At 34.6% G+C, this 26,447-nt stretch carries 16 protein-coding genes and 1 tRNA gene; 6 read left to right on the top strand and 11 right to left on the bottom strand.

The window, feature by feature from the left end; translation table 11 throughout:
* Positions 1-14: 14 nt before the first annotated feature.
* A complete protein-coding gene (locus tag AAEU33_RS10605) occupies positions 15-2,045 on the bottom strand; it encodes a TonB-dependent receptor (RefSeq protein WP_345992570.1) in 2,031 nt (676 codons plus the stop codon).
* 24 nt (positions 2,046-2,069) lie between these two features.
* Positions 2,070-3,305 (bottom strand): MFS transporter, encoded by a 1,236-nt coding sequence (locus AAEU33_RS10600; RefSeq protein ID WP_273648674.1) that lies wholly within the window; start codon positions 3,303-3,305, stop codon positions 2,070-2,072.
* A 272-nt stretch (positions 3,306-3,577) separates the two neighbouring features.
* Here AAEU33_RS10600 and AAEU33_RS10595 point away from each other — a divergent pair, with 272 nt between their 5' ends.
* Positions 3,578-4,474, top strand: coding sequence for a 3-hydroxyacyl-CoA dehydrogenase (locus tag AAEU33_RS10595; protein WP_172279576.1), 897 nt, complete (start codon positions 3,578-3,580; stop codon positions 4,472-4,474).
* A gap of 85 nt (positions 4,475-4,559) precedes the next feature.
* Here AAEU33_RS10595 and AAEU33_RS10590 read toward each other — a convergent pair whose 3' ends face one another.
* Positions 4,560-6,233 carry a glutamine--tRNA ligase/YqeY domain fusion protein gene (locus AAEU33_RS10590; RefSeq protein WP_273648677.1) on the bottom strand — a complete coding sequence of 558 codons (1,674 nt, stop codon included), beginning with the start codon at positions 6,231-6,233 and terminating at the stop codon, positions 4,560-4,562.
* Between the two features lie 158 nt (positions 6,234-6,391).
* Between AAEU33_RS10590 and AAEU33_RS10585 the strand changes: the two genes are divergently transcribed.
* Positions 6,392-7,525 carry an alpha/beta hydrolase gene (locus AAEU33_RS10585; protein ID WP_172279580.1) on the top strand — a complete coding sequence of 378 codons (1,134 nt, stop codon included), beginning with the start codon at positions 6,392-6,394 and terminating at the stop codon, positions 7,523-7,525.
* A gap of 232 nt (positions 7,526-7,757) precedes the next feature.
* Here the strand turns inward: AAEU33_RS10585 and AAEU33_RS10580 are convergent, their stop codons facing one another.
* Both AAEU33_RS10580 and fbp read right to left on the bottom strand, forming a co-directional pair.
* Positions 7,758-8,762, bottom strand: a complete 1,005-nt coding sequence (locus AAEU33_RS10580; RefSeq protein WP_345992567.1) for an o-succinylbenzoate synthase — start codon at positions 8,760-8,762, stop codon at positions 7,758-7,760.
* Positions 8,763-9,779, bottom strand: coding sequence for a class 1 fructose-bisphosphatase (fbp, locus tag AAEU33_RS10575; protein ID WP_273648683.1), 1,017 nt, complete (start codon positions 9,777-9,779; stop codon positions 8,763-8,765).
* A gap of 394 nt (positions 9,780-10,173) precedes the next feature.
* Here fbp and AAEU33_RS10570 point away from each other — a divergent pair, with 394 nt between their 5' ends.
* The 3 genes from AAEU33_RS10570 (at position 10,174) to AAEU33_RS10560 (ending at position 13,458) form a co-directional block, all read left to right on the top strand.
* Positions 10,174-11,412 carry an aspartate kinase gene (locus tag AAEU33_RS10570; RefSeq protein WP_273648684.1) on the top strand — a complete coding sequence of 413 codons (1,239 nt, stop codon included), beginning with the start codon at positions 10,174-10,176 and terminating at the stop codon, positions 11,410-11,412.
* Positions 11,413-11,434: 22 nt separating this feature from the next.
* On the top strand, positions 11,435-13,276 hold the full coding sequence (locus tag AAEU33_RS10565; RefSeq protein ID WP_172279588.1) for a lysophospholipid acyltransferase family protein: 1,842 nt from the start codon (positions 11,435-11,437) through the stop codon (positions 13,274-13,276).
* A 109-nt stretch (positions 13,277-13,385) separates the two neighbouring features.
* A tRNA-Phe gene (locus AAEU33_RS10560) sits at positions 13,386-13,458 on the top strand.
* Positions 13,459-13,716: 258 nt separating this feature from the next.
* On the opposite strand, the gene AAEU33_RS10555 is transcribed toward AAEU33_RS10560, so the two are convergent.
* The 5 genes from AAEU33_RS10555 to AAEU33_RS10535 form a co-directional block, all read right to left on the bottom strand.
* Entirely contained in the window at positions 13,717-14,769 is a 1,053-nt protein-coding gene (locus tag AAEU33_RS10555; RefSeq protein WP_345992564.1) for an aldose epimerase family protein, read from the bottom strand.
* 4 nt (positions 14,770-14,773) lie between these two features.
* Positions 14,774-16,057 (bottom strand): galactokinase family protein, encoded by a 1,284-nt coding sequence (locus tag AAEU33_RS10550; protein WP_345992563.1) that lies wholly within the window; start codon positions 16,055-16,057, stop codon positions 14,774-14,776.
* Positions 16,058-16,107: 50 nt separating this feature from the next.
* Positions 16,108-17,157, bottom strand: coding sequence for a UDP-glucose--hexose-1-phosphate uridylyltransferase (locus AAEU33_RS10545; protein ID WP_345992561.1), 1,050 nt, complete (start codon positions 17,155-17,157; stop codon positions 16,108-16,110).
* Between the two features lie 16 nt (positions 17,158-17,173).
* Positions 17,174-19,057, bottom strand: coding sequence for a beta-galactosidase (locus AAEU33_RS10540; protein WP_345992559.1), 1,884 nt, complete (start codon positions 19,055-19,057; stop codon positions 17,174-17,176).
* A gap of 297 nt (positions 19,058-19,354) precedes the next feature.
* Complete coding sequence (locus tag AAEU33_RS10535) at positions 19,355-21,082, bottom strand: sodium/solute symporter (protein ID WP_345992557.1); 1,728 nt, start codon at positions 21,080-21,082, stop codon at positions 19,355-19,357.
* 245 nt (positions 21,083-21,327) lie between these two features.
* Here AAEU33_RS10535 and AAEU33_RS10530 point away from each other — a divergent pair, with 245 nt between their 5' ends.
* Complete coding sequence (locus AAEU33_RS10530; protein ID WP_345992555.1) at positions 21,328-22,326, top strand: GntR family transcriptional regulator; 999 nt, start codon at positions 21,328-21,330, stop codon at positions 22,324-22,326.
* 208 nt (positions 22,327-22,534) lie between these two features.
* On the opposite strand, the gene AAEU33_RS10525 is transcribed toward AAEU33_RS10530, so the two are convergent.
* Positions 22,535-26,347, bottom strand: coding sequence for a TIM-barrel domain-containing protein (locus tag AAEU33_RS10525; RefSeq protein ID WP_345992552.1), 3,813 nt, complete (start codon positions 26,345-26,347; stop codon positions 22,535-22,537).
* Between the last annotated feature and the right edge of the window lie 100 nt (positions 26,348-26,447).

The following is a 26,447-nucleotide window of genomic DNA, read 5'->3' as shown; positions in this document are numbered from 1 at the left end:
TTTTCGGCAATATTTCAAAAGTCAGCCTTTACACCCAAAATAAAATTCCGTCGGGCAGCAGGATTATAAAAACGATTTCCAAAAGCATTGGTATCAAATCCCAAAACATAATCTGTATTGTAAAGATTTTGAATCTGAAGGTATACGTTCAGCTTAGTCTTTTCAAAATAGACGGGAATTCCCAGTTGTATATTTCCAACGATACTAGATTCAGACCAGACAGAATTGGCGTCATTTAAAGGAATCTTCGAAGTATAGAAATGAGAATAATCTACAGAAACTTTCCTTAACACAATAAAATTAAATAAACTGCTTATCGTAGTTGACGGAACACCCGTTACATCATTTCCGGAAAAATTCTGATTTCCCTGCGCATAATTTTCAAACCTGAACCGGTAAAAACTACCTGAAAATCTGAACTTAAACCTGTTAAAAATAGTATTATTTACATTAAAGCCTTTTGATTCTATCAATACTTCTACCCCTCTTTGCTTGATATTTCCCTGATTAATAAAAAACTCCTCGCCTTTCTCATTCTGTCTCCTTACAATAGCATCCATCATCCGGAAATCGAAATAGTTTCCTTCCAGAAATAAAAAATTACCGAACTGCTTACGGATCCCAATTTCCTTATTCCATCCATATTCAGGAACAAGGTCCAGATTAAATTCCTGATTAGAAGAACGGATTTCTTCATTAGTAGGTGCTGAATTTCCTTTCCCGATCTTAGCTCTTACTGAAAGTCCTTTTTCCAAAACATAAGTAAGCCCGATATTGGGAAGCCATTGTTTTCTGAAATGTACTTTTCCACTGCCTGTTCCTGGATAAAGCCTTTCCCATTCATAAGAATTGGCGTTCATGCTAACAGATATATCCGTATATAATCTCTCATTAAAATTTAGTTTCTGGGACAGAAAATAAAATCCGGAAATATTCTTAAGATTATCAAAATTTTGAAAGTCTTTTTTTATTCCCTTAATATTGTCATAGTTTCTGACCATTATCGAATTGCTACCTCCTTCAAATCCTAAGCGCCATTCTGCTGTAATCTTGTTCCAGTGTTCTTCATAATTGAGGTGTGTCCTTATGGCAAAGTTTTTTTCAAATCTCCTTTCATAATTGGTAATAAAAGGATTTGAAAAATCTACATAAGAGCCCTGCAACATTATAAAATGGGAAAATTTAGGACTCAAGCTGAATTGATTTGAAACACCTGCCAGTAACATTTTATTCCGTATGCCTGCGTCTTGTTCCACGGCACCGGGAAGTGTGGATGTTGCCGGCCTTGCCTGTTTCCTATCTCTTTGCATCTGCTCTAAAGTAATTCCTCCGGGAGTTTGGTAGTCCAGATCTGAAAACAGAACCATCGCATTCATAGTCGCTTTCTCACTATATTGAAAACGGTCTTTTAAAAAAAATTGTTTTCTTTCGATAGCTGATTGCTCACGGTAAGAATCACTCCGATAATAATTTTGAAAAACTTCGAGAAAATGTTTTCCAAGCTGTTTTGAAAAATCAAAGCTTTGATTCAATGTTCCGTAACTGCCTATTGAAATATTTGCTGATGTATTTTCCGAAGATCTCGTTTTAAGAAGAAGGGCTCCTCCTGTAGCTGCACCATAATCTCCACCCTCCGGTCCTTTGTAGATCTCCATCCTGTTAATAAGTTCAGGAGAAATAATATTAAAATAGGTATTTCCCGATGCGTCAGAAAGGATAAAATCATCAAGATATACTTTAATATTCCGTACCCCAAATGGAGACCTCAGCGTACTGCCACGAACAGAAATCCTGTAACTTCCCGGGGAACGCTCTTCCATTCTTGCTCCGGCAATTTGATTAACCGATTCCAGAAGCCGTTCGGGTGTATTCTGGCTCAAGAGATCCTGAGTAATGACAGCAACAGATTTTGTCGAACGTAAGTATGAAGATGTTTTTTTATAGGCATCAATTTTGACTTCCGAAATCAATTCAGCAGAATCTCTTATTTGGGAAGAGAAAAATGAACTGCAAATGATAAAGAATAAAAAACTGATCCTCACCATTCTACAAATCTAATAAATGATTTCTTAATCAGCCTCTTCTTTCGATTTTTTTTCAGATAACATCCATGGAACAATAAAATAAAAAGCAACTGCAATAAGAGCAGCGAGGGTTCCTGTTCCCAACCATAAAACCTTAAATCCCAGTTTCTCTGCAATCAAAGTTCCTACATAGGGAGTAACAATAAAAGCTATAGAAAATGATATCCCGTTCAATCCCATATAAGCACCTTTATTATTAGAACCTGACCTTAAAGCTGTAATCGTAGACATAAAAGGTAAGGTCCAAATTTCACCGACGCATAGCATTGTCATGGAAATAAGCAACGTTAGCATTGTGTAATCAAAAGCAAGCATCGCGTATGAAAATCCACAGAGCAAAGTTCCTACCAGCATGGTGATTCCCAAGGTAAAATATTTCTCAGCAATCTGAACAAAAGCCATTTCAAGCAATACAATCAAGAAACCGCTATATCCTAAAAGATATCCTATATGTTCCTGGCTAAGGTGAGCTGTATCCTTATAAAATATCGTAAGTGTGCTGAAAAGCTGGAAAAAACATATCGCAAACAACATACAGAAGAAACAATACAGCAGAAACTTTCCGTCCCGGTAAGGAGATCCTTCTTTAACATGAACGGTGCTTTTTTTCATGTTTTGGGCTTTCCTCAGGGCTAATGTATTTCTCTTTTTAAAGAACACAATATAAGTGATACCAGCTATTAATGCAGCCAAGGCATTACTGTAAAAAAGAAATTCATAAGAAATGGCCGATAAAATACCTCCTAAAGCCGGTCCTATAGAAAACCCCAGATTTACGGCCATTCTGTTTAAGGAAAATGCCCGGGTAATATTTTCAGGTCTTGCATATTTGGTGATTGCTACCGAATTGGCAGGACGAAACGTTTCACTAACAATACTTTGTGCAAGGATAATCCCCGCTAATCCAACCTCGGTCGTAAAAAGAGGAATCATACAAAACAAAGGTACGCTCAGGAGCAAACTTAGACTTTGAACTCTATACTCTCCGATCTTATCCGTGATCATTCCTCCCAGCCATGAACCCAATACCGACCCAATTCCAAAAAAACTCAAAACAACACCTGAGTTCTCTATGCTGAAATGTAAATGCGCAGTCATATACACTCCTAAAAATGGGAGTACCATTGAACCGGCACGATTGATGAGCATTACCAACGCCAGCATCCAGCTTTCTTGAGACAGTCCTTTAAAAGAACTTGTATAGATCTTAATTAATTTCACGGGAATAAATTCTTGGGAACGGTTTTCGAAGACACAAAATTAGGCAAATTAAGTCAGAGCATGGTCCTTAAATTTATTTTCTCTGAAAAATAATTGAATCCCCGATTGCAGGAACCATTCAATATAAAAATAATTCAATTGATAATCCAACGGGTTCCTTTACAAATTTTGTAAATTGCAGATAAACCTTCTTGAACAAATACTAATGTAAATCAACAATTTTTCACTATCCAAATTAATTCCATTATTAATGACCACCAAAACAAAATTGTATGAATTTTAAAAATGTAACTGTTGCGGGCAGTGGTGTATTGGGATACCAAATCGCTTTCCAGGCAGCTTTCCATGGTTTTAATGTAACCGTTTATGATATCAGTGACGAAATTTTAGAAAAGGCAAAGGAAAAATTCAATATACTCAGTGAAGCTTTTACAAAAGACTTAAAAGCAACAAAAAACCAGCTGGACACAGCATTCAAAAATCTTACTTATACATCTGATTTGGCAGCATCTGTACAAAATGCAGACCTTTTGATAGAAGCCGTACCCGAAAACCCGAAAATTAAAATCGCTTTTTACAGGAGTGTAGCAAAATTAGCTCCTGAAAAAACCGTCTTCGCAACGAATTCGTCATCATTACTACCCAGTCAGTTTGCTAAAAAAACAGGAAGACCGGAAAAGTTTATTGCACTACATTTTGCCAATGAAATCTGGAAACATAACACAGCAGAAGTTATGGGACATCCGGGGACCTCTTCTAAAGTGTTTGATGATATCATGGAATTTGCAAAAGCCATTGGAATGGTCGCATTACCTATTTATAAAGAACAACCCGGCTATATTGTCAACTCATTGTTGATGCCGTTACTAAGCTCTGCATTGGAATTATGGGTAAATAAAGTATCGGATATCAAAACTATTGATAAAACATGGATGGTGGCCACCGGAGCACCAATGGGTCCTTTTGGGATACTGGATGTTGTAGGCATTACTACTGTTTATAATATTAATAAAATTGCAGCAGATTCTTCCAGATCACCTGTAATGCTTAAAATATCAAAAAAATTAAAAAAGGAATATATTGATAAAGGAAAATTAGGTGCCATAAGCGGTAAAGGTTTTTACAACTATCCCAATCCGGCGTACGGGAAAAAAAATTTCCTGAAATAGTTTCTCTCATTCTTATCCGGATAAAACAATAATAAAAAACAGGATCTATTTTGTAGATCCTGTTTTTTTTTATATGATAAGAAACTTATTCTGGTTTATAAGAATCTTTAAGTGTCACGGTACGGTTAAATACCAGGTTCCCTTCAGTCGAATCCTGATCTTTCGTAAAATATCCGATTCTCTGGAATTGAAGCGGCTCTCCTACTGCAACATCTTTAAGGCCCGGCTCCGCAAAACCTTGAATAACAGAAACAGATTCAGGGTTCACAAAGTTAAGGAAGTCCACATCTTTTTCTGCATCAGGTTGCTCAACGGTAAATAGCTGATCATAAATTCTTACCTCCACCGGAATTGCATGGTTTGCTGATACCCAATGTAAGGTTCCTTTTACTTTTCTCAAGCTTTCTTCTGTTCCGCTTCCTGACTTGCTCTTTTCATCATACGTTGCATAGATGGTCGTAATCTCTCCGTTTTCATCCTTCTCTACTCTTTCAGCTTTGATGATATATGCAGATTTCAAACGAACTTCACCTCCTAATTTTAACCTGAAGAATTTATTATTTGCTTCTTCTTTAAAGTCTTCACGTTCAATATATAGTTCTCGCGAGAAAGGAATTTCTCTCGTTCCGGCATTTTCCTGCTCCGGATTGTTTTCAGTCTCCAACCACTCTTCTTTACCTTCCGGATAGTTTTCAATCACTAATTTTACAGGATCAACTACGGCCATAACACGTTTAGCTACTTTATTCAGGTCCTCACGAACGCAGAAATCCAATAGCTGAATCTCAATAAGGTTTTCTCTTTTGGCTACTCCTACTTTTTCAATAAAATTCCTAATGGATGTAGGGGTAAATCCTTTTCTTCGCATTCCTGAAATTGTAGGCATTCTTGGGTCATCCCACCCTGTTACTACTTTTTCAGCAACTAATCTCTGTAACTTTCTTTTGGATGTGATCATATAGGATACATTCATCCTTGCAAATTCTCTCTGCTTCGGAGCTACTTTGGGCTCTTCATATACCTGATCCAGATACCAGTTATACAATGGTCTGTGATTTTCAAACTCCAAAGAACATAAAGAATGTGACACTTGTTCCAAATAATCTGACTCTCCATGAGCCCAGTCATACATCGGATAGATTTTCCAGTCTGTTCCTGTTCTGTGGTGAGGTCTTTTCAGAATTCTGTACATTACAGGATCACGCATATTCATATTAGGAGAAACCATATCAATTTTTGCACGAAGAGACATCGTACCTTCTTCAAACTCTCCGTTTTTCATTCTCTCGAATAAATCCAGAGATTCTTCAACAGGACGGTTTCTGAAAGGGCTTTCCACTCCGGGTTCAGTTGGATTTTTTCTTTGTTCTGTAATCACTTCAGACGGTTGCTCGTCCACATATGCTTTTCCTTCTTTGATTAATCTTACAGCCCAGTCATAGAGCTGCTGGAAGTAGTCAGATGCGTACAATTCTTTATCCCATTTGAAACCTAGCCATTCTACATCTTTTTTAATAGAATCTACAAATTCCTGTTCTTCTTTTTCAGGATTTGTATCGTCGAAACGAAGGTTTACAGGAGCGTTGTATTTTTCTCCCAGTCCAAAGTTGATGCAGATGGCTTTGGTGTGCCCTACATGTAAATAACCATTTGGTTCTGGGGGAAAACGGAAACGGATTTGATCTCTGTTCAAACCATTTGCCAAATCATCTTCTATAATTTGTTCAATAAAATTGAGCGATTTTTTTTCTTCTTCCATTATTTAATTAAAAGTTAAAAGTTATATTTTAAATATAACCCATTCGCAAATTTAGCGAAAATTTAGGGTTTATGAAAGGGCTGATTTAAAAGCATATTGACTAAAAATCCAATATTTTTTCCGAAATTTATACCCCTAAAACCTATCACAAAATAATTATGGCTGTTTATATCTTAAGTAACAGGAAGATCGTCCGTCATAAAAACGAAACCGTTGATTCATTTTCCAATGATGAATATTCCATTCCTAATTTCAGAATCGCAAAATGTGATTTTACCAATTATAAGGAACCAACTGCTCAGGAAAAGAGAAAAAAAAATTACACCAACAGGAATATATTAAATTATCAGCTTTTTTCAGAACCTGAAAAACAAGGATACCAGGAAGTTCTTGATGTTTTATTAAGCGAAAAAAATATCAAAAAATCAAAAGTTACAGCCGATAACCTGGGGGGAACCCAAAGGATGTTTTATGAATTGTATAAAAACATGTCTTCTACCAAATCCAGAAGTGACGTTTTAATATTTATCCATGGTTATGCCTACGATTTCGACGATGAACTGGAAGCTATTATTGATCTGAAAAAACTGTTTATCGATAGTCCGGAATCTCCAGTTGAGCATATCCTGTTTGTGAGCTGGCCAGCTTCAAGCAGTATTGTTCCGCTTACCTACTTTGACGATAAAGCATCCAGCATTAATTCCGGAACCTCATTAATGAGGCTGTTCTATTTTTACACTCAGTTCCTAAAGGATATTTTTTCCAACCGGGATTTAGCTCCGTGTAACCAGAGAATTCATCTGATGGCTCATTCCTTGGGAAACAGGGTGCTTCAAAGTATGCTGTACAGTCTTAAAAGCGAAAATATTCTAAGAGTAATTGATCAGGTTCTTTTATTGAATGCTGATGTAACTTATAAAGTATTTGAAGACTCTGAGGACTCCTTTAACAAACTTCCTTTACTTGCCAATCGCGTTTCAATTTATTTAAACCGAAAAGATGCCGTTCTGGGCATTTCCCAGTTTACCAAAAATATTCTCACTCCGAGATTGGGAAAAAACGGCCCCAGTGATATTGAAAAATTTAAAGATATTGTGTCTATTGTAGACTGTACCTTTATTGAGAACGACCTCAAAGATGGTTTAAAATTTGAGCTTGGAAACCACTGGGGATATCTCTCTAGTTCACAGGTACAAAATGACATTTTTCAGACCCTGAACGGAGTTGATAGAAACCTCATTACCAATAGAATAAGCAATTATGAAAATATTTTCACAATTGTATCAAAATAGTGACTTATACAAAATTAACAATAAAATAACAGAACAATAATTGCGAAAAATTTAATTTGGCACGAAGATTGCTTATATCTAAAGATAGAGAATTAATTAAAATTTCCGGTCATGAAAAAGTTTAAAGAAAAGGTTTCTATTTTAATAGAAAACATCAAAAAAACGATTTTCATAAATGATGAAGTTTAATCAATGTACACCAACAGAAAAATAACACAATTTCATGTTGAAATCATGCTTTAAAAAGCAAGCGTTCCCCAATTAGTTCCAAATGATTGTCAAAATTATTAGTAAATAAGCCTCCGGTTCCTAAACCTTGAGGCATTTTACTATTTTTAGTATAGGTATACTGGGCTATTGCATTTAATCCTATATTACTTTCCAGCGCCGAAGTTATCCACCATCCTATATTATTTTGTTCTGCAAGAGAAATCCATTCGTCAGATCCCGAAAAACCTCCAATCAAAGACGGTTTAAGAATAATATATTGCGGTTTAATTGCTTCCAGTAGTTTATTCTTTTCGCCGGTATCAACAATTCCGATCAATTCCTCGTCCAGAGCAATTGGTGTTGGTGTATCGCTGCACAACATGGCCATATCATTCCAATTTCCAGCCTTAATAGGTTGTTCTATAGAATGAATATGTAAATCCGATAGCTGTTTTAAAACAGTCTTTGCTTCTTGTGTATTGAATCCTCCATTCGCATCAACCCGCAATTCCAAACTGCTTTCCGGAAATTTCTTTCTCAATTTTTTCAGCACTTCATGTTCGGATTCCCAATCAACCCCTATTTTCAATTTAATGCAATGGAAACCTTTTTCAAGTTTTTCCCGGATCTGTTCTTCCATAAACCCGACATCTCCCATCCAGATTAGCCCATTGATCGTAATGGGAATCTGCCCCTGTGTAAATTGACTGGGAAAATAAAGATGTCCTCCATTCTTTAAATTAAGGATAGCCTGCTCGTATCCAATCCAGATGGATGGAAATTCTATTAACTCTTCTCTTAAGAATTCAGGAGTCTGTCCGATATTCTCACAAAGCCATTTGAGTTTTTCTTCATAATCTGGTCTGTCGTCAAAGCTTAGCCCTCTGAAAACGGCACACTCTCCCACTCCCTTTCTATCATTTTCCGAAATTTCAAGAATAAAAGTTTCTTTTTCATGCAAAACGCCACGAGATGTTCCACTCGGGCGTTTGAATTTTAATAAATATCTGAAGTATTTTGCGATCATTTATTTCACATTATCTATTCGCATAAATTCCTCTGCTTTTTCTACCATGGCAACACTTCCACAGAAAAATGGAATTCTCTGATGAAGCTCTGTAGGCTCAACTTCCAGAATTCTTCTGAATCCATCCGTTGCTTTTCCCCCAGCCTGCTCAGCAAGGAATGCCATAGGATTACATTCATAAAGCAGCCTTAGTTTACCATTAGGAGCTTGTGAATAAGAAGGATAAATATAAATCCCTCCTTTCAGCATATTTCTATGGAAATCAGCAACAAGAGAACCAATATATCTTGATGTGTAAGGGCGGTCACCTTCTTCCATCTGACAATATTTCAGATAGTTTTTAACTCCCTGAGGGAATTTGATATAGTTTCCTTCGTTGATAGAATAAATTTTCCCCGTTGCCGGAAATTTCATATTGGGATGAGAAAGATAATAAGTACCCAGAGAAGGATCCAAAGTAAATCCGTTCACTCCGTTTCCTGTGGTATATACAATCATTGTAGAAGATCCATAAATTACATAACCTGCTGCAATCTGGTTCACTCCTTTCTGAAGGAAATCTTCTAACTGAACAGGTGTGCCCGGCTCAGAAACCCTTCTGTAAATAGAAAAAATAGTTCCCACAGAAACATTCACATCAATATTTGAAGAACCATCAAGAGGGTCAATCAAAACTACATACTTGCTAAGATGCCCATTTCCTACACATTTAATATCAATAAAGTCATCATTTTCTTCGGAAGCAATTCCACAAACTACCTCTCTTTGCGATAATGCCGTAATGAATATCTCATTAGCAAGGACATCCAGCTTCTGCTGCTCTTCCCCCTGAACATTCTCATTACCTGCTTTTCCAATGATATCTGCAATTCCTGCTTTATTTACTTCTCTGTTTACAACTTTTGAAGCCAATCTTATAGCACTTAGAAGTCGGGAAAGTTCCCCTGTAGAATACTGAAAATCTTCTTGTTTATCTATAATAAATTCTCCTAAAGTCTGCAACGATTGATCTGACATATTTTACTTTTTACGATTTGCCCAAATTTCGTAAAATTTATTACAATCTAAAAAAAATTCTTTCAAAAGCCATTACAAACTGTATATCAAACACATACAACATAACAAACATAACATATTGTCTTTAACCTTTGTATAATTGATTCCCGTTTTCGCTCCCAGCTAAATTTCATCAATTCACACTATTATTAACAATATAGCATCATTACGTCGAGATAATATTAATAAATCTGGAATAATATTGCATAAAATCCATTCATCTTATCATTTATCATAAAAATCTTTATCTCATCCTACCCTTCGGGTATTTCATATCTCATTGTAAATTTATAATTTTGACCTCCGTAAAAAACTCAACTATTTTTTATCTAACAATTTTATTTTTAATATTTTAATGAAAATTTTCAAGTTTGGTGGAGCATCTGTAAAAGATGCTGAAAGCGTAAAGAATGTGTCAATGGTTTTAAAAAGCCAGGGATTTGCCAAATGTTTGCTGGTAATTTCAGCAATGGGCAAAACGACGAATGAATTGGAAAAGGTTGTGGAGCTTTATTTCAAGAAGGAAAACTATCAAACTGAAATTAAGATTATTAAACAGAAACATATTGAAATTGCTGAAGGGCTTTTTCAGGAAAATCATCCTGTATTTGCAGAAATCAATTTATTTTTTGACGACCTTGACTCTTTTTTAAGAAGAAATAAGTCGCCTAATTACAATTTCGTTTACGATCAGGTGGTAAGCTGTGGAGAAATGATTTCTACAAAGATAGTAAGTGAATATCTGAATGAAATACAGTTTATCAATCAGTGGCTGGATGCCAGAGATTATATTAAAACAGATAATTCTTACAGGGATGGTAATGTAGATTGGAAAAAAACAGAGGAATTTATTTCTACCCTGAATTCTGAAATTTGTTATGTAACGCAAGGATTTATTGGATCCGATGAAAATAACTTCACGGTAACATTAGGAAGAGAGGGTTCAGATTATTCTGCTGCTATTTTTGCTTATTGTATGAATGCAGAGGCAATGACCATATGGAAAGATGTACCAGGCGTAATGACAGGGGACCCGAGAAAATTTAAGGATGTTACCCTTCTTTCCAATATTTCATATGAAGAAGCAATCGAAATGGCTTATTACGGAGCGAGTGTAATTCACCCGAAAACCCTTCAACCACTACAGCAAAAAAGCATTCCTTTCTACGTAAAATCTTTTGTAGATCCTACAAAAGAAGGAACAAAAGTAGGAGCTTCAGAAAAAAACCAGCACGAAGAAACATATATTTTAAAAGAAAATCAGAATCTTTTAAAAATATCTACAAGGGATTTTTCATTTATTGCAGAAGATCACATGAGTCAAATCTTCAGTCTTTTGTCAAGACATAAAATTAAAGTTTCCTTGATGCAGAATTCTGCAATTTCACTAGCTTTATGTTTGGAAGATAAATTCAATGCAATTGATGAGCTGAATGAAGAACTACAGAAAGATTTCAGAACTGATGTAGTTAAAAATGTGTCCTTATTCACTGTAAGAAATGCGAAGATGGATAACATTGATAAATTTTACCAGGAAAAAAGTGTATTATTGGAACAGATTTCAAAGAATACGCTTCAGATGGTAACACAATAAATATAATTGCGACTAAACACATATGAGCTTAATTTCGAAAAACGATTTAATCCAGGCTTCCGGCTTAAGTAAAATAGGGTTCCTAAAGAATCCTGTGGCATCTGCTATCATGAGCGTTGCTAAAATAAATGAAGTCAATAAACTATATGATAAACTAAAAGACAAGGAAGGTAAAGACTTTTTCGATTCATTTGTGAGGGAAAGAAACTTAAGCTATATTGCTTTTGAAGAAGATTTGGCTAAAATTCCCAAAACAGGTCCATTTATTTTGGTATCCAATCATCCTCTTGGAGCAATTGATGGGATATTGATGTGTAAAATATTAACAGAAGTGCGTCCGGATTTCAAAGTAATGGGTAATTTTCTACTGGAGAAAATAAAACCAATGGAACCGTATGTAATTTCTGTAAATCCATTTGAAAACAGAAAAGGTGCTTACAGCAGCTCTTCCGGAATGCGTGAAACTTTAAAACATCTTGAAAACGGAGGATGTGTAGGTATTTTTCCAGCTGGTGAGGTTTCCAATAAAAACAATCCTTATAGTGAGATTTTGGATAAGGAATGGGAAAAGCCCGCTCTAAAACTGATCAAAATGGCAAAAGTACCGGTTGTGCCCATGTATTTTCATGCAAAAAACAGTACTTTATTTTATCAGGTTGCAAAGATCCATGCTAATTTACAAACCCTGATGTTACCATCAGAAATGATGAATGACAGGGAAAAACCTATCCGTATCAGGATCGGTAAACCGATTGCGGTAAAGGCTATGGATGAAATGGAGACCATCGAAGAGTTGGGTGAGTTTTTAAAGCGTAAGGTTTATATGATGAAATCTTACTACGAAAAGAGAAAATCATTAGCGCAGGTTATCAACCTGCAAAACCTATCATTAAAATTCCCTTTACTTAAAGAAGAAAATATTGTACAGAATATTATTGATGAAACTCCCAAAGAAAATATTCTTTCTGACATCAATAAGCTGAGAGGTACGGATAAAATGCTTTTCAGTAATGGCAATTACGAAATCTATTTTACAACCTATGAAGAAATTCCTTCCGTAATGAGGGAAATAGGCAGACAAAGGGAACTTACATTCCGTGCTGTAGGAGAAGGCAGCAATCTCCCTTTTGATCTTGATGAATACGATAAACATTATCACCATCTTTTTCTTTGGGACAATACGGCAGAGACACTTGTCGGAGCTTACAGGATGGCTTTGGGTAAAGATGTCATGAAAAAATATGGCATCAAAGGATTCTATACCAGTTCACTTTTTGAATTTGAACAGGATATCCATCCGTTCTTCAAAAAGGTTATTGAAATGGGGAGAGCCTATATCTGCCAGGAATATCAACAGAAACCTCTTCCACTTTTTTTATTGTGGCGGGGAATTGTTCATGTATGCCTGAGAAATTCTGATCATAAGTTCCTGATGGGTGGCGTGAGTATTTCCAATAAATTCTCCGAATTTTCAAAGTCTTTAATGATTGAGTTCATGCGCTCAAATTATTATGACGGAGCCGTTGCCCAATACATCACTCCAAGAAACGAATACAAGGTAAAGCTTAGAGACCGCGACAAAAATATCTTTTTCGAGGAGATGGAATCCGATCTTAATAAGCTTGACAAAATCATTGATGATCTTGAACCGGAATTAAGATTACCTGTTCTGATCAAAAAATACATAAAGCAAAACGCAAAAGTAATCGCATTTAATGTGGATCCAAACTTCAATGATGCTATTGATGGACTAATGTATATTCGAATCAGTGATCTTCCGGAAAGCACGATTAAGCCGGTACTGGAAGAAATGAGTGAACAAATCAGAAAAGAGCAGGAAAATAATCCGGCTGAGAATCAGTAGGTTTTTGTTATTCACAGAAAAAAAATGCCTTAATACTTGCGTCATATACTAAAACTTACTACTTTTGCATCACTTTAAAACAACGAAGTAAGACAAACAAAAATATAATGGTTTCTTAGCTCAGTTGGTAGAGCAATGGATTGAAAATCCATGTGTCCCTGGTTCGATTCCTGGAGAAACCACAAACCACCTTTTATAAGGTGGTTTTTGTTTTTATCTAATGCTCAGTTTTTAGTATTCTGAAGTATATCGTTTCCCCTATAATAACTCCTTCCAGAAACAAAGGGGAAATTTTAATGATTTCATATCTTGAGCAAAATATGCATTAAGATTGAGCTTGTAAAGTTTGAACAGAAGGTTTTGAAGTGTTGTTCTTGAAACCAGTAAGCTTCCCAAAAAATCCATCAACCCATTTTGACTATAAATCTAATTATTTGATGTTAAATAATTGAGAATTTGTAAATAGTTGAATGTTTATATACACTATTAGGAGTTAGTACTGGTGATGGAAAATGAGATTGATTAATTGCGTCAGGAAAGTTTTGCGTTTCCAAACAAAACGACTCTCTTTTCTGGTATATGTGATTCTCTTTTCCTTTTTCGTTTTTTATCCAATTGGCAGTATATAATTGTAAGCCCGGCATAGTGGTAAATACTTCCATTTTTCTACCCGACACTGGCTCTATAGCGGTAGCTACTAAATCTAAACTATATATACCGTGTTTTAAAACAAAATTATGATCATATCCATTAGCAATAGCAAGTTGATCGTGATCACTATCAATTCTGTCTCCAATACATGTCAGGGAGGTAAAATCAAACGGGGTATTTTTTACAGTTAAGATCTCACCCGTTGGTTCATGATTTTTTGTAAGAGGAGTGTAAAAATCAGCATCGATCTGCAATTGGTAGTTATTTATTGTTCCACTACCTTCTCCTGCCAAATTAAAATAAGAGTGATTCACAAGACTGAGTATAGTTTCCTGATCTGTTGTTCCTGAATAATCTAATCTTAATTCATTATTTTCATTAATAGAATAGGTTACTGTTACAGTTACTGTACCCGGATAACCCTCTTCCCCGTCAGGAGAAGTATATTGAAAGGTCACTTTTGAGGCAGAAGCCTCTTTAATATCCCATATTTTCTTATCAAAACCAATCAAACCACCGTGCAGATGATTACTCCCATCGTTAACTGTTAATGAGTATTTTTTTCTGTTTAATGTAAATTTTCCTTTTTTGATACGATTAGCATATCGACCACAAATAGCTCCTTGATAAAGTTTATTATTATAAATATATTCTTGTGCTGTATCATATCCTTGTACCACATCTGTCAATTTCCCCTCTTTATCTTTAACATTAATACTAACTATGATTGCACCATAATTAGTTATCTGTACAGTCATCCCATTCTTATTTTTCAAAGTGAATAATTGTACTTTCTGATTATTGTGAACTGTATTAAAAGCCACTTCACTGATAATACCCATTATTTCAAAAATCTAATTTGACGGCTCCTTTTTGCCTGATAAATAAAGGATGACAAGAACCAGCACCAAATAAATGATTTAAAGTTGTAATGTATCTTTCAAGCAAATCTTCAGGAACAAAAGCTTGTATGGTTCCTGCGAATCCTCCTCCATGCACACGCCAAGCTCCAGTACCTTTTAATACTACTTCGCTATATGCCAATCCCAATGAAACTGCTTGTTCTTTTATGTTACTTGATACATAAACATTTTGATTGTACATATATGAACTATGCCCAGAATCTATTACCAATTGTAAAAATTTTTTAAAATCATTCTTCTCTAATGCCATTACTTCATCTACTACCCGGTCATTTTCGCATTCAAAATGAATTGCTCTTAAAATAGCCCGATCTCCCACTTTCTGACGGATCGAAGGTGCAATATCCATTACTTTTTCCAAAGTAGTTTCTCTCAGCACACCGCATCCTAAATGGGTTGCAACGTCTTTCATCTCTTTAGGTAAAACAGCATATTCATTATTCAAATTGGTATGATCCCCTCGGGAATCTGTAATTACTAAAGAAAAGCCGGTAGATTCAAAATCAAAATCTACTTTTTTAACGATAGGATTTGCTATATCAGCAAAATCAATGGATACCAATCCTCCTACCGAACAAGCTACCTGATCCATTAATCCACAAGGTTTTCCAAAGAAAACATTTTCTGCATATTGCCCTATACGAGCATTTAAGATGGGATCTATTTTACCTTCGTTAAATAAATGACTAACAATTACCCCAATTAATACTTCAAATGATGCAGACGAACTTAATCCTGAACCTTTAGGAACACATCCGTCAATTACGGCATCGAATCCTCCTATTCCATATCCCAATTCCTTTAATCGAGCATTAATTCCACGAACAAGAGCATCTGGAGTTAAAAATTCATTTTCGTTGGGAGCAAGATGATTTAAATCTACTTCAAATGATTGATAGCCTGAAGATTCAATCCGGATTATATTTGAATTATTTTTAGCTGCAATGGCAATATTATCTAAGTTTACCGCACCCGCTAATACGCGACCATGATTATGGTCTGTATGATTACCTCCAATTTCGGTTCTTCCCGGTGCGCTGAAAACAGAAATCTCTTTATCCCCAAAAACTTCTTTGAAACGGGATAATGTTTTGGTATATCGGACTGCTTGCTGATGTAATAATTCTGAATTCCGCCCATATAATTCTCTAAAAAGGGGGATATTACCCTCTTTAATTATAGAATAAATATATTTAATATTTGACATTTTATTTGTATCCAATTTATAAAACAGTCTATTTTTTATTAAGAGCTATTTTATTTACTTTTATAATGAATTGTTGAACTTTTTTTAAGAATGTCTGCGCTTTGTTCCGGAGTAATATCTCTTTGTGCTTCTGCCAGCATTTCATATCCTACCATAAATTTCTTCACACTAGCTGAGCGAAGTAAAGGGGGATAAAAATGCATATGAAAATGCCATTCCTCATGTGATTCCAGATCTGTAGGTGCCTGATGTATTCCGGCAGAATAAGGGAAGGAAGTAGAGAAAATATTATCGTATTTCACAGTTAAATCTTTCAATATCTGAGCAAATAAAACTTGATCTTCATGTGAAAAAGCCAGTAGGCTATTTAAGGGCATTTTACTAATAATCATTGTTTCAAATGGCCACGTTGCCCAAAATGGAACCAAGGCCACAAAAGCTTCATTTTCTAATATAATTCGCTCATTAATTCCTATTTCCCTTTGAAGATAATCAGACAGAAGGGTTGTTCCATGTTTATCATAATAGTTCTTCAAATTTTGTTGTGTTCTGGCTACCTGGGAAGGAATAGATAACTGTGCCCAAATCTGCCCATGAGGATGAGGATTACTACAGCCCATAATTGCCCCTTTATTTTCAAAAATCTGAACATGATTAATGTAATCAAGCCTCCCCAGATTCTGATATTCTTCTTTCCAGACAGACACAACGTTTGTAATTGCTTCTACAGACATTTCAGGAAGAGTCAATGAATGGTCATGTGAAAAGCAAATTACACGATTAATTCCTCTTTCAGGTTCAGTTTTAAATAATTCATCCTCGGATTTATCAAAGGTTACTCCTTCGCTCAATAAAGCTCCAAAATCATTATCGAATACATACACATCCTCATACCGGGGGTTTTGAACTCCGTTAACTCTTGAATTTCCCGGGCATAAATAACATTCGGGGTCATATTGATTTTGAACGTTTGGCAATGGTTCTTCCTGTTGTCCTTGCCATGGCCGCTTTGCTCTTTGTGGTGATACTAAAACCCATTCATCCAATAAAGGATTATATCTTCTATGTGGATGATCTTTGCTGTTAAATGAACTACTCATATTGAGTTTCTTTATATCAGTTTAGCCCTTTTTCAGGGTTTAACTTGTCCAAAATAGGTTCGGTTAATGTGCTTAATTCTTTATTAATTTTATTATTTTTCTGCTCAAAAATAATAATCTCATTATCACCATTTCTTAGATAACATCCTGGTAAATATAATGTCTGTTGTGGTCCTACTGACCAATACCTTCCTAAATTAATACCATTAACAAATACAATTCCTTTTCCAAAAGGCCGCATATCCAAGAAAGTATCTCCCACTTTTGATACATTAAAATTTCCTTTGTAGATAGCTGGTCTATTCTCTTTTAGATCTGATTTTTGTTTTGCATCAATTACCGGAGCCTTTTCAAAAGGAAGTCCATACATCTCCCAATCTCCGGTGATTTTTCGGTCATTAATAAATACAGGAGAAATAATTCCTTTTGTATTCTTATTAATATCAGCTCCGTAATTAATTCTTCCCATGTTTTCTACCAAAATGTCTAATTTTCCATTGAAGGGTATATTAACTTCACATTCATATTTTTTATAGTAACGATTAAGCTCTCCAACTTTTTCTCCATTCACATAAACAATCGCATAATCTCTTAATCCATCAATTTTTAAAGTTCCTTTAATTGGCTGATTAAAATTTTTGCTGTACCAGACATAGCCATACCCCTGATTTAATTGCTCAAAAGTCAAAGGATTATCATTAATTACTGGCTTTACATTATTTTTTAAATTTTCTAAATCTATTGCCTGAGACAATTTAATACCCTGAATCTGAATGACTGGAATTTTTGCAGGAATAGGAGGCGTAGAAGAATTTTTTAATAATTCTCTTAATTTCAAATACTTTTCAGTCTCCCAACCTGCCTCAGTAATGGGAGCATCATAATCATAACTGGTCATACTCGGTTGTATGTCATGATCTTTATCGTAATTAGCTCCAGAGGTAAACCCAAAGTTAGTTCCTCCATGCACCATGTAAATATTAAAAGAAATATCATTATTCATGAATTTTTCAATATGGCTTTTTACTCTTTCCGCGGTTTTACGAGGGAAAGGTTCTGCCCAATGATCTAACCACCCGGGATAGTATTCCGCTACCATAAAAGGACCTTCTCCGTTATGAAATTTCTTTACCTCTTTCTTAATATTTTCTGGATCTTCATCTCCATTTGCAGTCGGCAAAGCGCCGGGCAAAGCACCTCCTTCAAATAACCAGTCTCCATCTGAAGTAAAAAACTCCATCCCTTTGAAACCAACTTCTTTTAATTGATCAAATACAGATGAACTATATTTTTTATGATCTTCCATTTTAATATCTTCCCGTTGACTAACGAAAGATCCAAATTCATTTTCTCCCTGCACCATTACAATAGGACCACCATTAACAATCAGATAAGGTTTTACCACCTTATAAAGTTCTGTGAAATATGCTTTTGTTGAATGTAAAAAAGGAGTATTGTATTCTCTAATTTTCATATCCTTATCATTTTGCAAAAACCAAGGATAACCTCCGAATTCCCATTCTGCACACACATAAGGTCCCGGGCGAAGAATTACCATTAAGCCTTCTTCTTTTGCTATTTTTAAGAATTCAGGTAAGTTTCGATTCCCGGTTTGAAAATCCCATTTTCCAGGAGCTATTTCATGATAATTCCAAAATACATAGGTAGCTATTGTATTTAGTCCCATCGCTTTAACCATTTTTAAGCGATGTCTCCAATAATCATGAGGAATTCTGGCATAATGGATCTCGCCTGAATGCAATTTAACTGCCTGTCCGTTAAATTTAAATTCTCCATTCTCGATTTTGAAAGATTCATATTTAATAGGTTTCTGTTGTGCATTTATCGAACTTGCCCCTACTAAGCACAAGGCTAAAATTATATTTTTAATAAGCTTCATCGTAATGTATTATAAATCTAGTTTAGTTAATAAAATAAATTTATAAATTTATCAGACACTACCATACTAGTTCCTACCGGTTTTTGTAGCTTTACTACCAGTTTAAAATTTGGAAATATATCGAGGTTTATTAAAATAATTCGCTATTCGGTTCTACCCAAATACCAACAGATTATAAATTCCATTGAGCAAGGCTAAAAGATGAAAAACTACTTTCCATAAAAGTGTTTATGTAATAAATTATAGCAAAAAATCAACATTTCTCATTTTCCTCAAATACAAAACTCAAAATTTCTATTACCAAAAACGAACATATATAGCAGTTAGAAGTAATAAAATAATGACAATCAGGAATAATGTTCTATTGTCCACACTGAACATATTTTTGTTTGTGACAAAAGCCTTTGGATTTACTTTTGGTTCAAAAAAACTTAAGAGAATCATTACAACTGCAGTAATGAAAAATGACCAGCCCATATTGATAAGGAAAGGAATCTCTGTAATGGTTTTCACCACACCGTTTTCCAATTTTTCATAAGTGAATGCTGTATAAATCCATGTTTCTTTTCCAAACAGGCCAACTGCAAAGCTGTTAAAGAAAATAGATAATAAAAAACCAAGAATAACTCCAACTATAGCAGCGGTTCCGGTAGTTCTTTTCCAAAACATTCCTAAAATAAACATAGCAAATACACCCGGACTAATAAAGCCAGTATATTTTTGTATAAATGTGAAACCGCCTTCTCCACCGATTCCCAAAATATCTGTCCATGTAAATACCAAAGCAATAAGCATAGCCACTATAATTGCCCAACGTCCTGTTCTTACCATTTGCATTTCAGAGGTGTTGGTGTTTAAATATTTTTTATAAATGTCTAAAGTGAAAATTGTAGATATACTATTTACTTTTCCAGCAAGTGATGCGACTATTGCAGCTGTTAAAGCAGCAACCGCAAGACCTTTAAGCCCAGATGGAAGCAACCCCAATATTGCAGAATAAGCACTATCTTTTACTCCATTAAAAATTGACAAATGACCTTTTGTATAGAGTACATAAGCTGCAATCCCAGGAAGTACAACAATTACAGGCATAAAAAGTTTTAAAAACCCTGCAAATAAAATTCCTGTTCTTGCTGTTTTCAAATCTGCTCCTAATGCTCTTTGGGTAATGTATTGGTTACATCCCCAATAATTAAGTTGTACAATCCATTGTCCAGCAAAATACATCGCTAAGCCTGGCAAAACCACATATTTCTGTACCGCTAAATTTTCCGGCATTGATAAAGAAGTTGTTGTTATTTTTAGTTTATTTAGAATGAGTTTGAAATGTCCCGGAGCTTCTTTCAAAAGGGTATCTAAACCCGTTAATGCATTTCCAATATCAGCACCATTAATTCTTTGATCCACGACCTGTAATGCCATATAAACTGTAGCAAAACCACCAATAACAAGAACTGCTACTTGAATAACATCCGTGTAGCCAATGACTTTCATTCCCCCCAATCCAATAAACAAAGCCATTAGTAAAAGTGCAATCATGATGATATGCAGGTGGCCTCCACCAAGCAATGAATCAATAGCTACAGCTCCTAAATAAAGAATAGAAGTAAGATTAACAATTACATACAAAAATAGCCAAAAAACAGCCATAATAAGGGAAACAGACTTATTATATCGTGTTTCCAAAAACTGGGGCATCGTATAAATCTTATTTTTGAGATAAATAGGAATAAACCATACTGCAATAATGATTAGGGCAATTGCAGCCAGCCATTCGTAGACTGCAACAGCTACTCCTATGAAGAAGCCTTCTCCACTCATCCCAATAAATTGTTCTGCCGAAATATTAGATGCAATCAAGCTCGCTCCAATTGCCCACCACGTAAGTGAGCCTTCTGCAAGGAAATAATCTTTACTTCCTGTCGTTTTTGATTTCTTTCGCTTGTATATCCATAAGCCATATGCTGTTACAACCGAAAAATACATTAGAAATATAACAAAATCAAGAGTCGAAAGTTTTCCCACGCTTAAAAATTTTTATAGTAAGTTTATCATAGATTTCTATACTTTTTAGCACTTTTATATACTCTAAAGTATTTAATAATTTAGCGTCCCTAATAGATCATTTAAAATAAAATTGAATCTTTTGCAGCAAAATCACACAAAAGAAAACATTATCTTACCAAATATATAAATTTGGAAAACGCATCCATACTTGTTCCTACCAGTTTTTGTATATTCACCACTAGTTTTAAAAAATTGGAAATATTATGAAACTTATTAAAATAACTCCCGATTCGGTTATCCCTAAATACCAACAGATTATAAATTCCATTGAACAGGCTCTTGCTCAACAACTGCTAAAAAAAAATGACAAGCTACCTTCCATAAATAAAGTATGCATGGAATTTGGCATTTCTAGAGACACCGTTCTATATGCCTACGAAACATTGAAAAAGAGAGGAATAGTAAATGCCATTTTAGGTAAAGGGTACTACATAAAAAGTACTGATTGGGATTTTGAAGAGCGAATTTTTCTATTATTTGATGAGCTTAATGCTTTCAAGGAAACACTATATAATTCATTTTTGGAAGAGTTACAACAAAGATCTAATATCCATGTTTTTTTCCATTACTTCAATATAGATGTCTTCAAGAAGTTAATCGAAGAAAATAATGGAAACTACACAAAGTACATAATTATGCCGGGCAATATGAATAATACGGCGCCCATTATTAAGATGCTTCCAAAGAAGGATGTTTATATATTAGATCAAACCAATTTACATTTAAGAGAATATTCATCAGTCTATCAGAATTTCGCAAAAGACATGTATAATGGTCTATCAAAAGCGAAAGCTTTGCTTAAAGCACACCAAAGACTGATTCTTATTTTTCCAGGAGAAAAAGAACCTATAGGTATGGTAGAAGGATTTACCAGTTTTTGTGAGCAGCATAAAAAGAAACATATCGTTATCAATAATTTTACCGACGAGAAAATACTGGATGGAGATGTATTCATAATTCCTGATGATAAACACTTGGTAAATGTTATTAAACAATCTAAAAAGCAGAAGCTAAAGATTAAAAAGGATTTCGGAATTATCTCCTACAACGAAACTCCTCTTAAAGGTATTGTAGAAAGTGGTATTACTACAATTTCCACGGATTTTTGGCAAATGGGAAAGATCTTAGCAGAAATGATTCTTAATTCCAAACAAGAAAGGATCGAAAATGCGTCTGATCTAATTATCAGGAATTCCTTATAAATGATTTGAATTAATATTTTTTACCTGAAATTATTTAAAAAAAATATAAACAAAAGCTAAATAGGGCATCATTCTGAACGAATTTATGCTTGTTTTTGAAAAAAGGCTCAGATTCTAAAATCCAAGCCTTGACTTTTTAACTTACTCATATTGTGAGATGTTGTCAAAAAATGTAAATTCTTTCTTTTGCTTTTAAATAATTTCGTAATTAAAAGTTAATAGAGTTCAGTATTTTATCAACAAGTAATCCTTTACTCGCTTTTATATTAAATGATCCGTTTCTTTTTGCTTTAAATTTAATAATGAATAAATCCGTTGTGCCTTCTAAAGGAAGTTTTTGTCCTACATTGACCAGCGTAGGATATAATACCTTTTCTTTGTTGGTATGCAGTCTGTCATAAGTCAAATTTTCCATTTGTCCGATATTTAATGGGGTAATTCCTATATATTCCAATTCTTCCTGTTTATATGGAATAGCGAAACTCAATGCATTTACAGATTGCAGATTACTACCTTTTACTACTACTTCAATGATATCATTCTTAGCATATTGTTGCTTTGAGGCAGAGATTGTAATGCTACCTTGCAGTGGTTTGAATTCTTCATCATTTACTCCTCCATCTATTTTCGTAGCGACGTTAGAAATATCAAAGGCATCAATGAAACCGTTCTTATTTATATCTCCGTTGCTAATATATCCTTCAAAATCAGAATCTCCTTTTCTCAAACCTGTATAATTAATATATGAAGTAAAATCATTCATATCAATTTTCTGATCATTGTTGATATCGCCGGGAAGCAAGCTTGAAGACCCTGGAACTTTGAATACATATAATTCGTTTCCACTTCCAAAGTTTTTGAAAGCATTGCTTACTACAATCTTCATAAATCGTGTAGTTGGATGTGTGGCGAAATCTAAAGATTTACTTTTGTTATTTCTATCCCATGTAAAAGAGCCAAGTTCTATCCAATCTTTTTTATTATCACTATACGAAATTTTACCATTCATCCATATTCCGTTGTAACCACTGTTTCTAGGAATATATTCTAATTTGCTTATGGTATTAATAGAACCTAAATCTAAAATTATCTCAAAAGGGACTTTGCTTTTTTCATAATCCGAGTGCCAGCCTGTGCTCATATCCTGATCAAAAAGATTCTCTAGTCCTTCTCCTTCTTGACTTGGAATTGTGGCTGTGGCCTTTATGCCTTTAATTACAAATTCATAAGGGTTTTTATTGGTTCGGGATGAAAAAGGAACCCAATCAGAAGTATTTGTTTTATTTACGGCTCTTAATTTGAAATCATATTTCGTTTCTGGATCTAATCCTTCAAATAAGAAAGAGGTATCTTTTATATTACTGTATACCATATCATTATATAGTATTTCATAATAATCAGCATTAGGAATTGTATTCCACGATGGTAATATAGAATATGCGGTGTTTGTATTTTCTGAAGTGATTGGTTTCAAAGCTTCTGCAAATGCTCCGGAATTCTTTTTTAGTTGATTAGAATTAATAAATTGGTAGTCTTTAATGACAAGCTCTACTTTGTTTTTGCTAACATCTGTGATTCCTGATTTTACCCACAATTGTGGATTTCGAGAAATCGAAACTTTTGAAAATTCAGAATCTTTTGTAGAAAAATTATTGAATTCAGGTTTACTATTGTAAAAATATACGTTTGTAGCATTATTGAATTCATCTAAAGTATTTACTATATTCAGTTTTATATTTTTACCTCCAATAGAAAGCTTTACACCGGATGGTTTCTTAGCAACATTGATTCTAAATTCTGTCATTTTTTCTTTTTCAAAGCCATTAAAGTTACCTTGAGTAGAAGAGATGCTTATTGTTGCAGTATTTTTTACAACATTACTTTCTATAAGAGTGCTTACAGATTCTTTTTTCATGTAATTTTCGGTTACGCCATCGTCATCATATTCTATAAAACTGGATTTGCCTGAAGGATATACCTCATAAATTCTTAATTTTTTATTGATTTGATGAATGTTGTTATTGGCATTTACCATCGGAATAATAGCACCTGGTTTCACAAATAGAGGGAGTTTCCAAATTGGGGCATCGAAATGATTTAAAACAATTCCTCCTTCATAAGTTTGCCCTGTAAAGTAATCAATCCAATTTCCTTTAGGAAGGTAAATATGATTTCTAATATCATTTCCTTCTTTATCCGTTTTTGTAGCCTGATATACTGGAGCTACTAAGAAATAAGGTCCATACTGATACTGGTATTGAGTAGATTTTCCTAGGGTATATTCATTCGCTTCATCTAAAAACATTGCTCTGATCATTGGCAATCCCTCTACGGCTTCCTTCGCTATACTATAGCTATAAGGAAGCAGACTGGATTTCAATTTTAAATAGTTCCTGTTAATAGAAGCCGCAGACTCACCCAAAGCATGGGGATACTTTTCGTTTGTTCCCCAGCCGTCCATGTTTAACTGCATAGGAGTAAAGGTCTTCCATTGGAAATCCCTTGTATTAACGATTGGGTTTTTCCCTCCAAAAATACCATCCATATCCGAAGTAATGTTAGGCTGGCCAGACAAACCAGAACCTATATAGGTAGGAATGTGGAATCTGATGTATTCCCACTCCCCTCCGGTTTGGTCTCCTGTCCAAATACCTGCATATCGTTGTGAACCAGCCCAGCCGTCTAACGAAATGATGAAAGGACGACTTCCGTTTCCATAGCGCGGTATTATTTGGGCTACATCTGAAATACCATTCAGTCCGAATGAATAGCCAGGACCTACCCAGGCAACATCCGTTTTTAGTACTCTGACACCTGCCTCACCTACTTCCTTTATAATATCTCTCTGTAAAAGAGCATTTATACCATCTTTAGGGTGCAAATCTGATTGGGTCCATAACCCTATTTCTACGCCGTTTTTTCTGGCATAATTTCCGAGAGATTTTAAGTTAGCTATATTGCCATCCAAGGTTTCTGTCTGCCCGTATCCAGCACTGTAACCATCATTTGGCAATATCCACCCCAAAGGCATATCTGTATTTTTATAACGGTCTATCACTGCTCTGGCAGAAAACTGATAGTTATTTTTTTCTCCATTTAAAGATTCTTTAACCCCTCCATTGTCTTTTTGGCTCTCTTTATATCTTTTTCCGTCTTCAAATAGGATTCCTTTATCATCTTCTTTCCAATAATCTCTATTGTAGGCATTAAGATGTCCTTCATAAAAACCAAATTTGGGTAAAAGTACAGGATTTCCTGTGAGCTGGTAAAAATCATTCAACAAAGATTTAGGTTGATCATTTACCATAAAGAAAACATCCAGGTAATTAATCTCATGAGCCAGTTTCACTTCATTTTTATTTTGTTTACCGAAATCATAATATCCTTTTTTGAAAGTATGCCACATAAAACCATACCCATTTGTAGACCAATAATAAGGATTTGGAGATGCAACACCACCATCAGTCCAGTTATTTTGATTCACAATAAAGATGGTATTTCCTTTATGAGAAAATCGACCGTTTTGTACTCCGCCTCCATAGAAATATTCATCCTTTCCTTGAGATAAAGTAAGCACTGCTTCTTTAGAATTAAATTCAATGGGAGCAACAAAAGAAAATATCTCTTTATTAAGGCTCAAGTTGAATACTTTAAATAAAGAAGTTGTTTTTTCAATTTCTATTTTAATTTTACTGGTGGAAATAGAAACAGTGTGTGGTAAATTGTTGACAGCAATTTCTTTTACTTTTCTTCTGGGCTGATCTACCAAAATCTGAGCAGGAGGTATCGCTTCAGGATTTCTTACTTCTCCTCCTTTGGGATCGAAAAACAATCGAAAAATATTTTCTCCATAAAAATCTATTGTCATTTTTTTGTTATCAGAGAGCAAAACTTCTACTGAAGTTTCTCCTTTCTTAGAAACATTTTCAATTTTTTGAGCCTGAATTTTTCCAATGAAGAAAAAAAGAAAAGAGCTCAGTAGTAAAATCTTTTGAATTTTTGAATTTAAAACGGCATCCATTTACCTTGATTTATTTATTAATTACATTTTACACTACTCTAAGAATAAGATCGATATTGAAGATAAAATTAACTGTAGCTTTCTGCGATATTAAGAATTT

The organism is Chryseobacterium sp. Chry.R1 (assembly GCF_039645525.1).
In the GTDB taxonomy this organism is placed as follows: Bacteria; Bacteroidota; Bacteroidia; order Flavobacteriales; family Weeksellaceae; genus Chryseobacterium; species Chryseobacterium proteolyticum.
The sequence above is the reverse complement of the archived record's forward strand: the minus strand, read 5'-3'. Positions and strand labels throughout refer to the sequence as shown.

Excerpts from the sequence above, each read along its gene's own strand:
- AAEU33_RS10605 (WP_345992570.1), bottom strand. The coding sequence starts at position 2,045 with ATGGTGAGGATCAGTTTTTTATTCTTTATCATTTGCAGTTCATTTTTC.
- AAEU33_RS10595 (WP_172279576.1), top strand. The coding sequence starts at position 3,578 with ATGAATTTTAAAAATGTAACTGTTGCGGGCAGTGGTGTATTGGGATAC.
- AAEU33_RS10590 (WP_273648677.1), bottom strand. The coding sequence starts at position 6,233 with ATGGAAGAAGAAAAAAAATCGCTCAATTTTATTGAACAAATTATAGAA.
- AAEU33_RS10585 (WP_172279580.1), top strand. The coding sequence starts at position 6,392 with ATGGCTGTTTATATCTTAAGTAACAGGAAGATCGTCCGTCATAAAAAC.
- AAEU33_RS10580 (WP_345992567.1), bottom strand. The coding sequence starts at position 8,762 with ATGATCGCAAAATACTTCAGATATTTATTAAAATTCAAACGCCCGAGT.
- fbp (WP_273648683.1), bottom strand. The coding sequence starts at position 9,779 with ATGTCAGATCAATCGTTGCAGACTTTAGGAGAATTTATTATAGATAAA.
- AAEU33_RS10570 (WP_273648684.1), top strand. The coding sequence starts at position 10,174 with ATGAAAATTTTCAAGTTTGGTGGAGCATCTGTAAAAGATGCTGAAAGC.
- AAEU33_RS10565 (WP_172279588.1), top strand. The coding sequence starts at position 11,435 with ATGAGCTTAATTTCGAAAAACGATTTAATCCAGGCTTCCGGCTTAAGT.
- AAEU33_RS10555 (WP_345992564.1), bottom strand. The coding sequence starts at position 14,769 with ATGGGTATTATCAGTGAAGTGGCTTTTAATACAGTTCACAATAATCAG.
- AAEU33_RS10550 (WP_345992563.1), bottom strand. The coding sequence starts at position 16,057 with ATGTCAAATATTAAATATATTTATTCTATAATTAAAGAGGGTAATATC.
- AAEU33_RS10545 (WP_345992561.1), bottom strand. The coding sequence starts at position 17,157 with ATGAGTAGTTCATTTAACAGCAAAGATCATCCACATAGAAGATATAAT.
- AAEU33_RS10540 (WP_345992559.1), bottom strand. The coding sequence starts at position 19,057 with ATGAAGCTTATTAAAAATATAATTTTAGCCTTGTGCTTAGTAGGGGCA.
- AAEU33_RS10530 (WP_345992555.1), top strand. The coding sequence starts at position 21,328 with ATGAAACTTATTAAAATAACTCCCGATTCGGTTATCCCTAAATACCAA.
- AAEU33_RS10525 (WP_345992552.1), bottom strand. The coding sequence starts at position 26,347 with ATGGATGCCGTTTTAAATTCAAAAATTCAAAAGATTTTACTACTGAGC.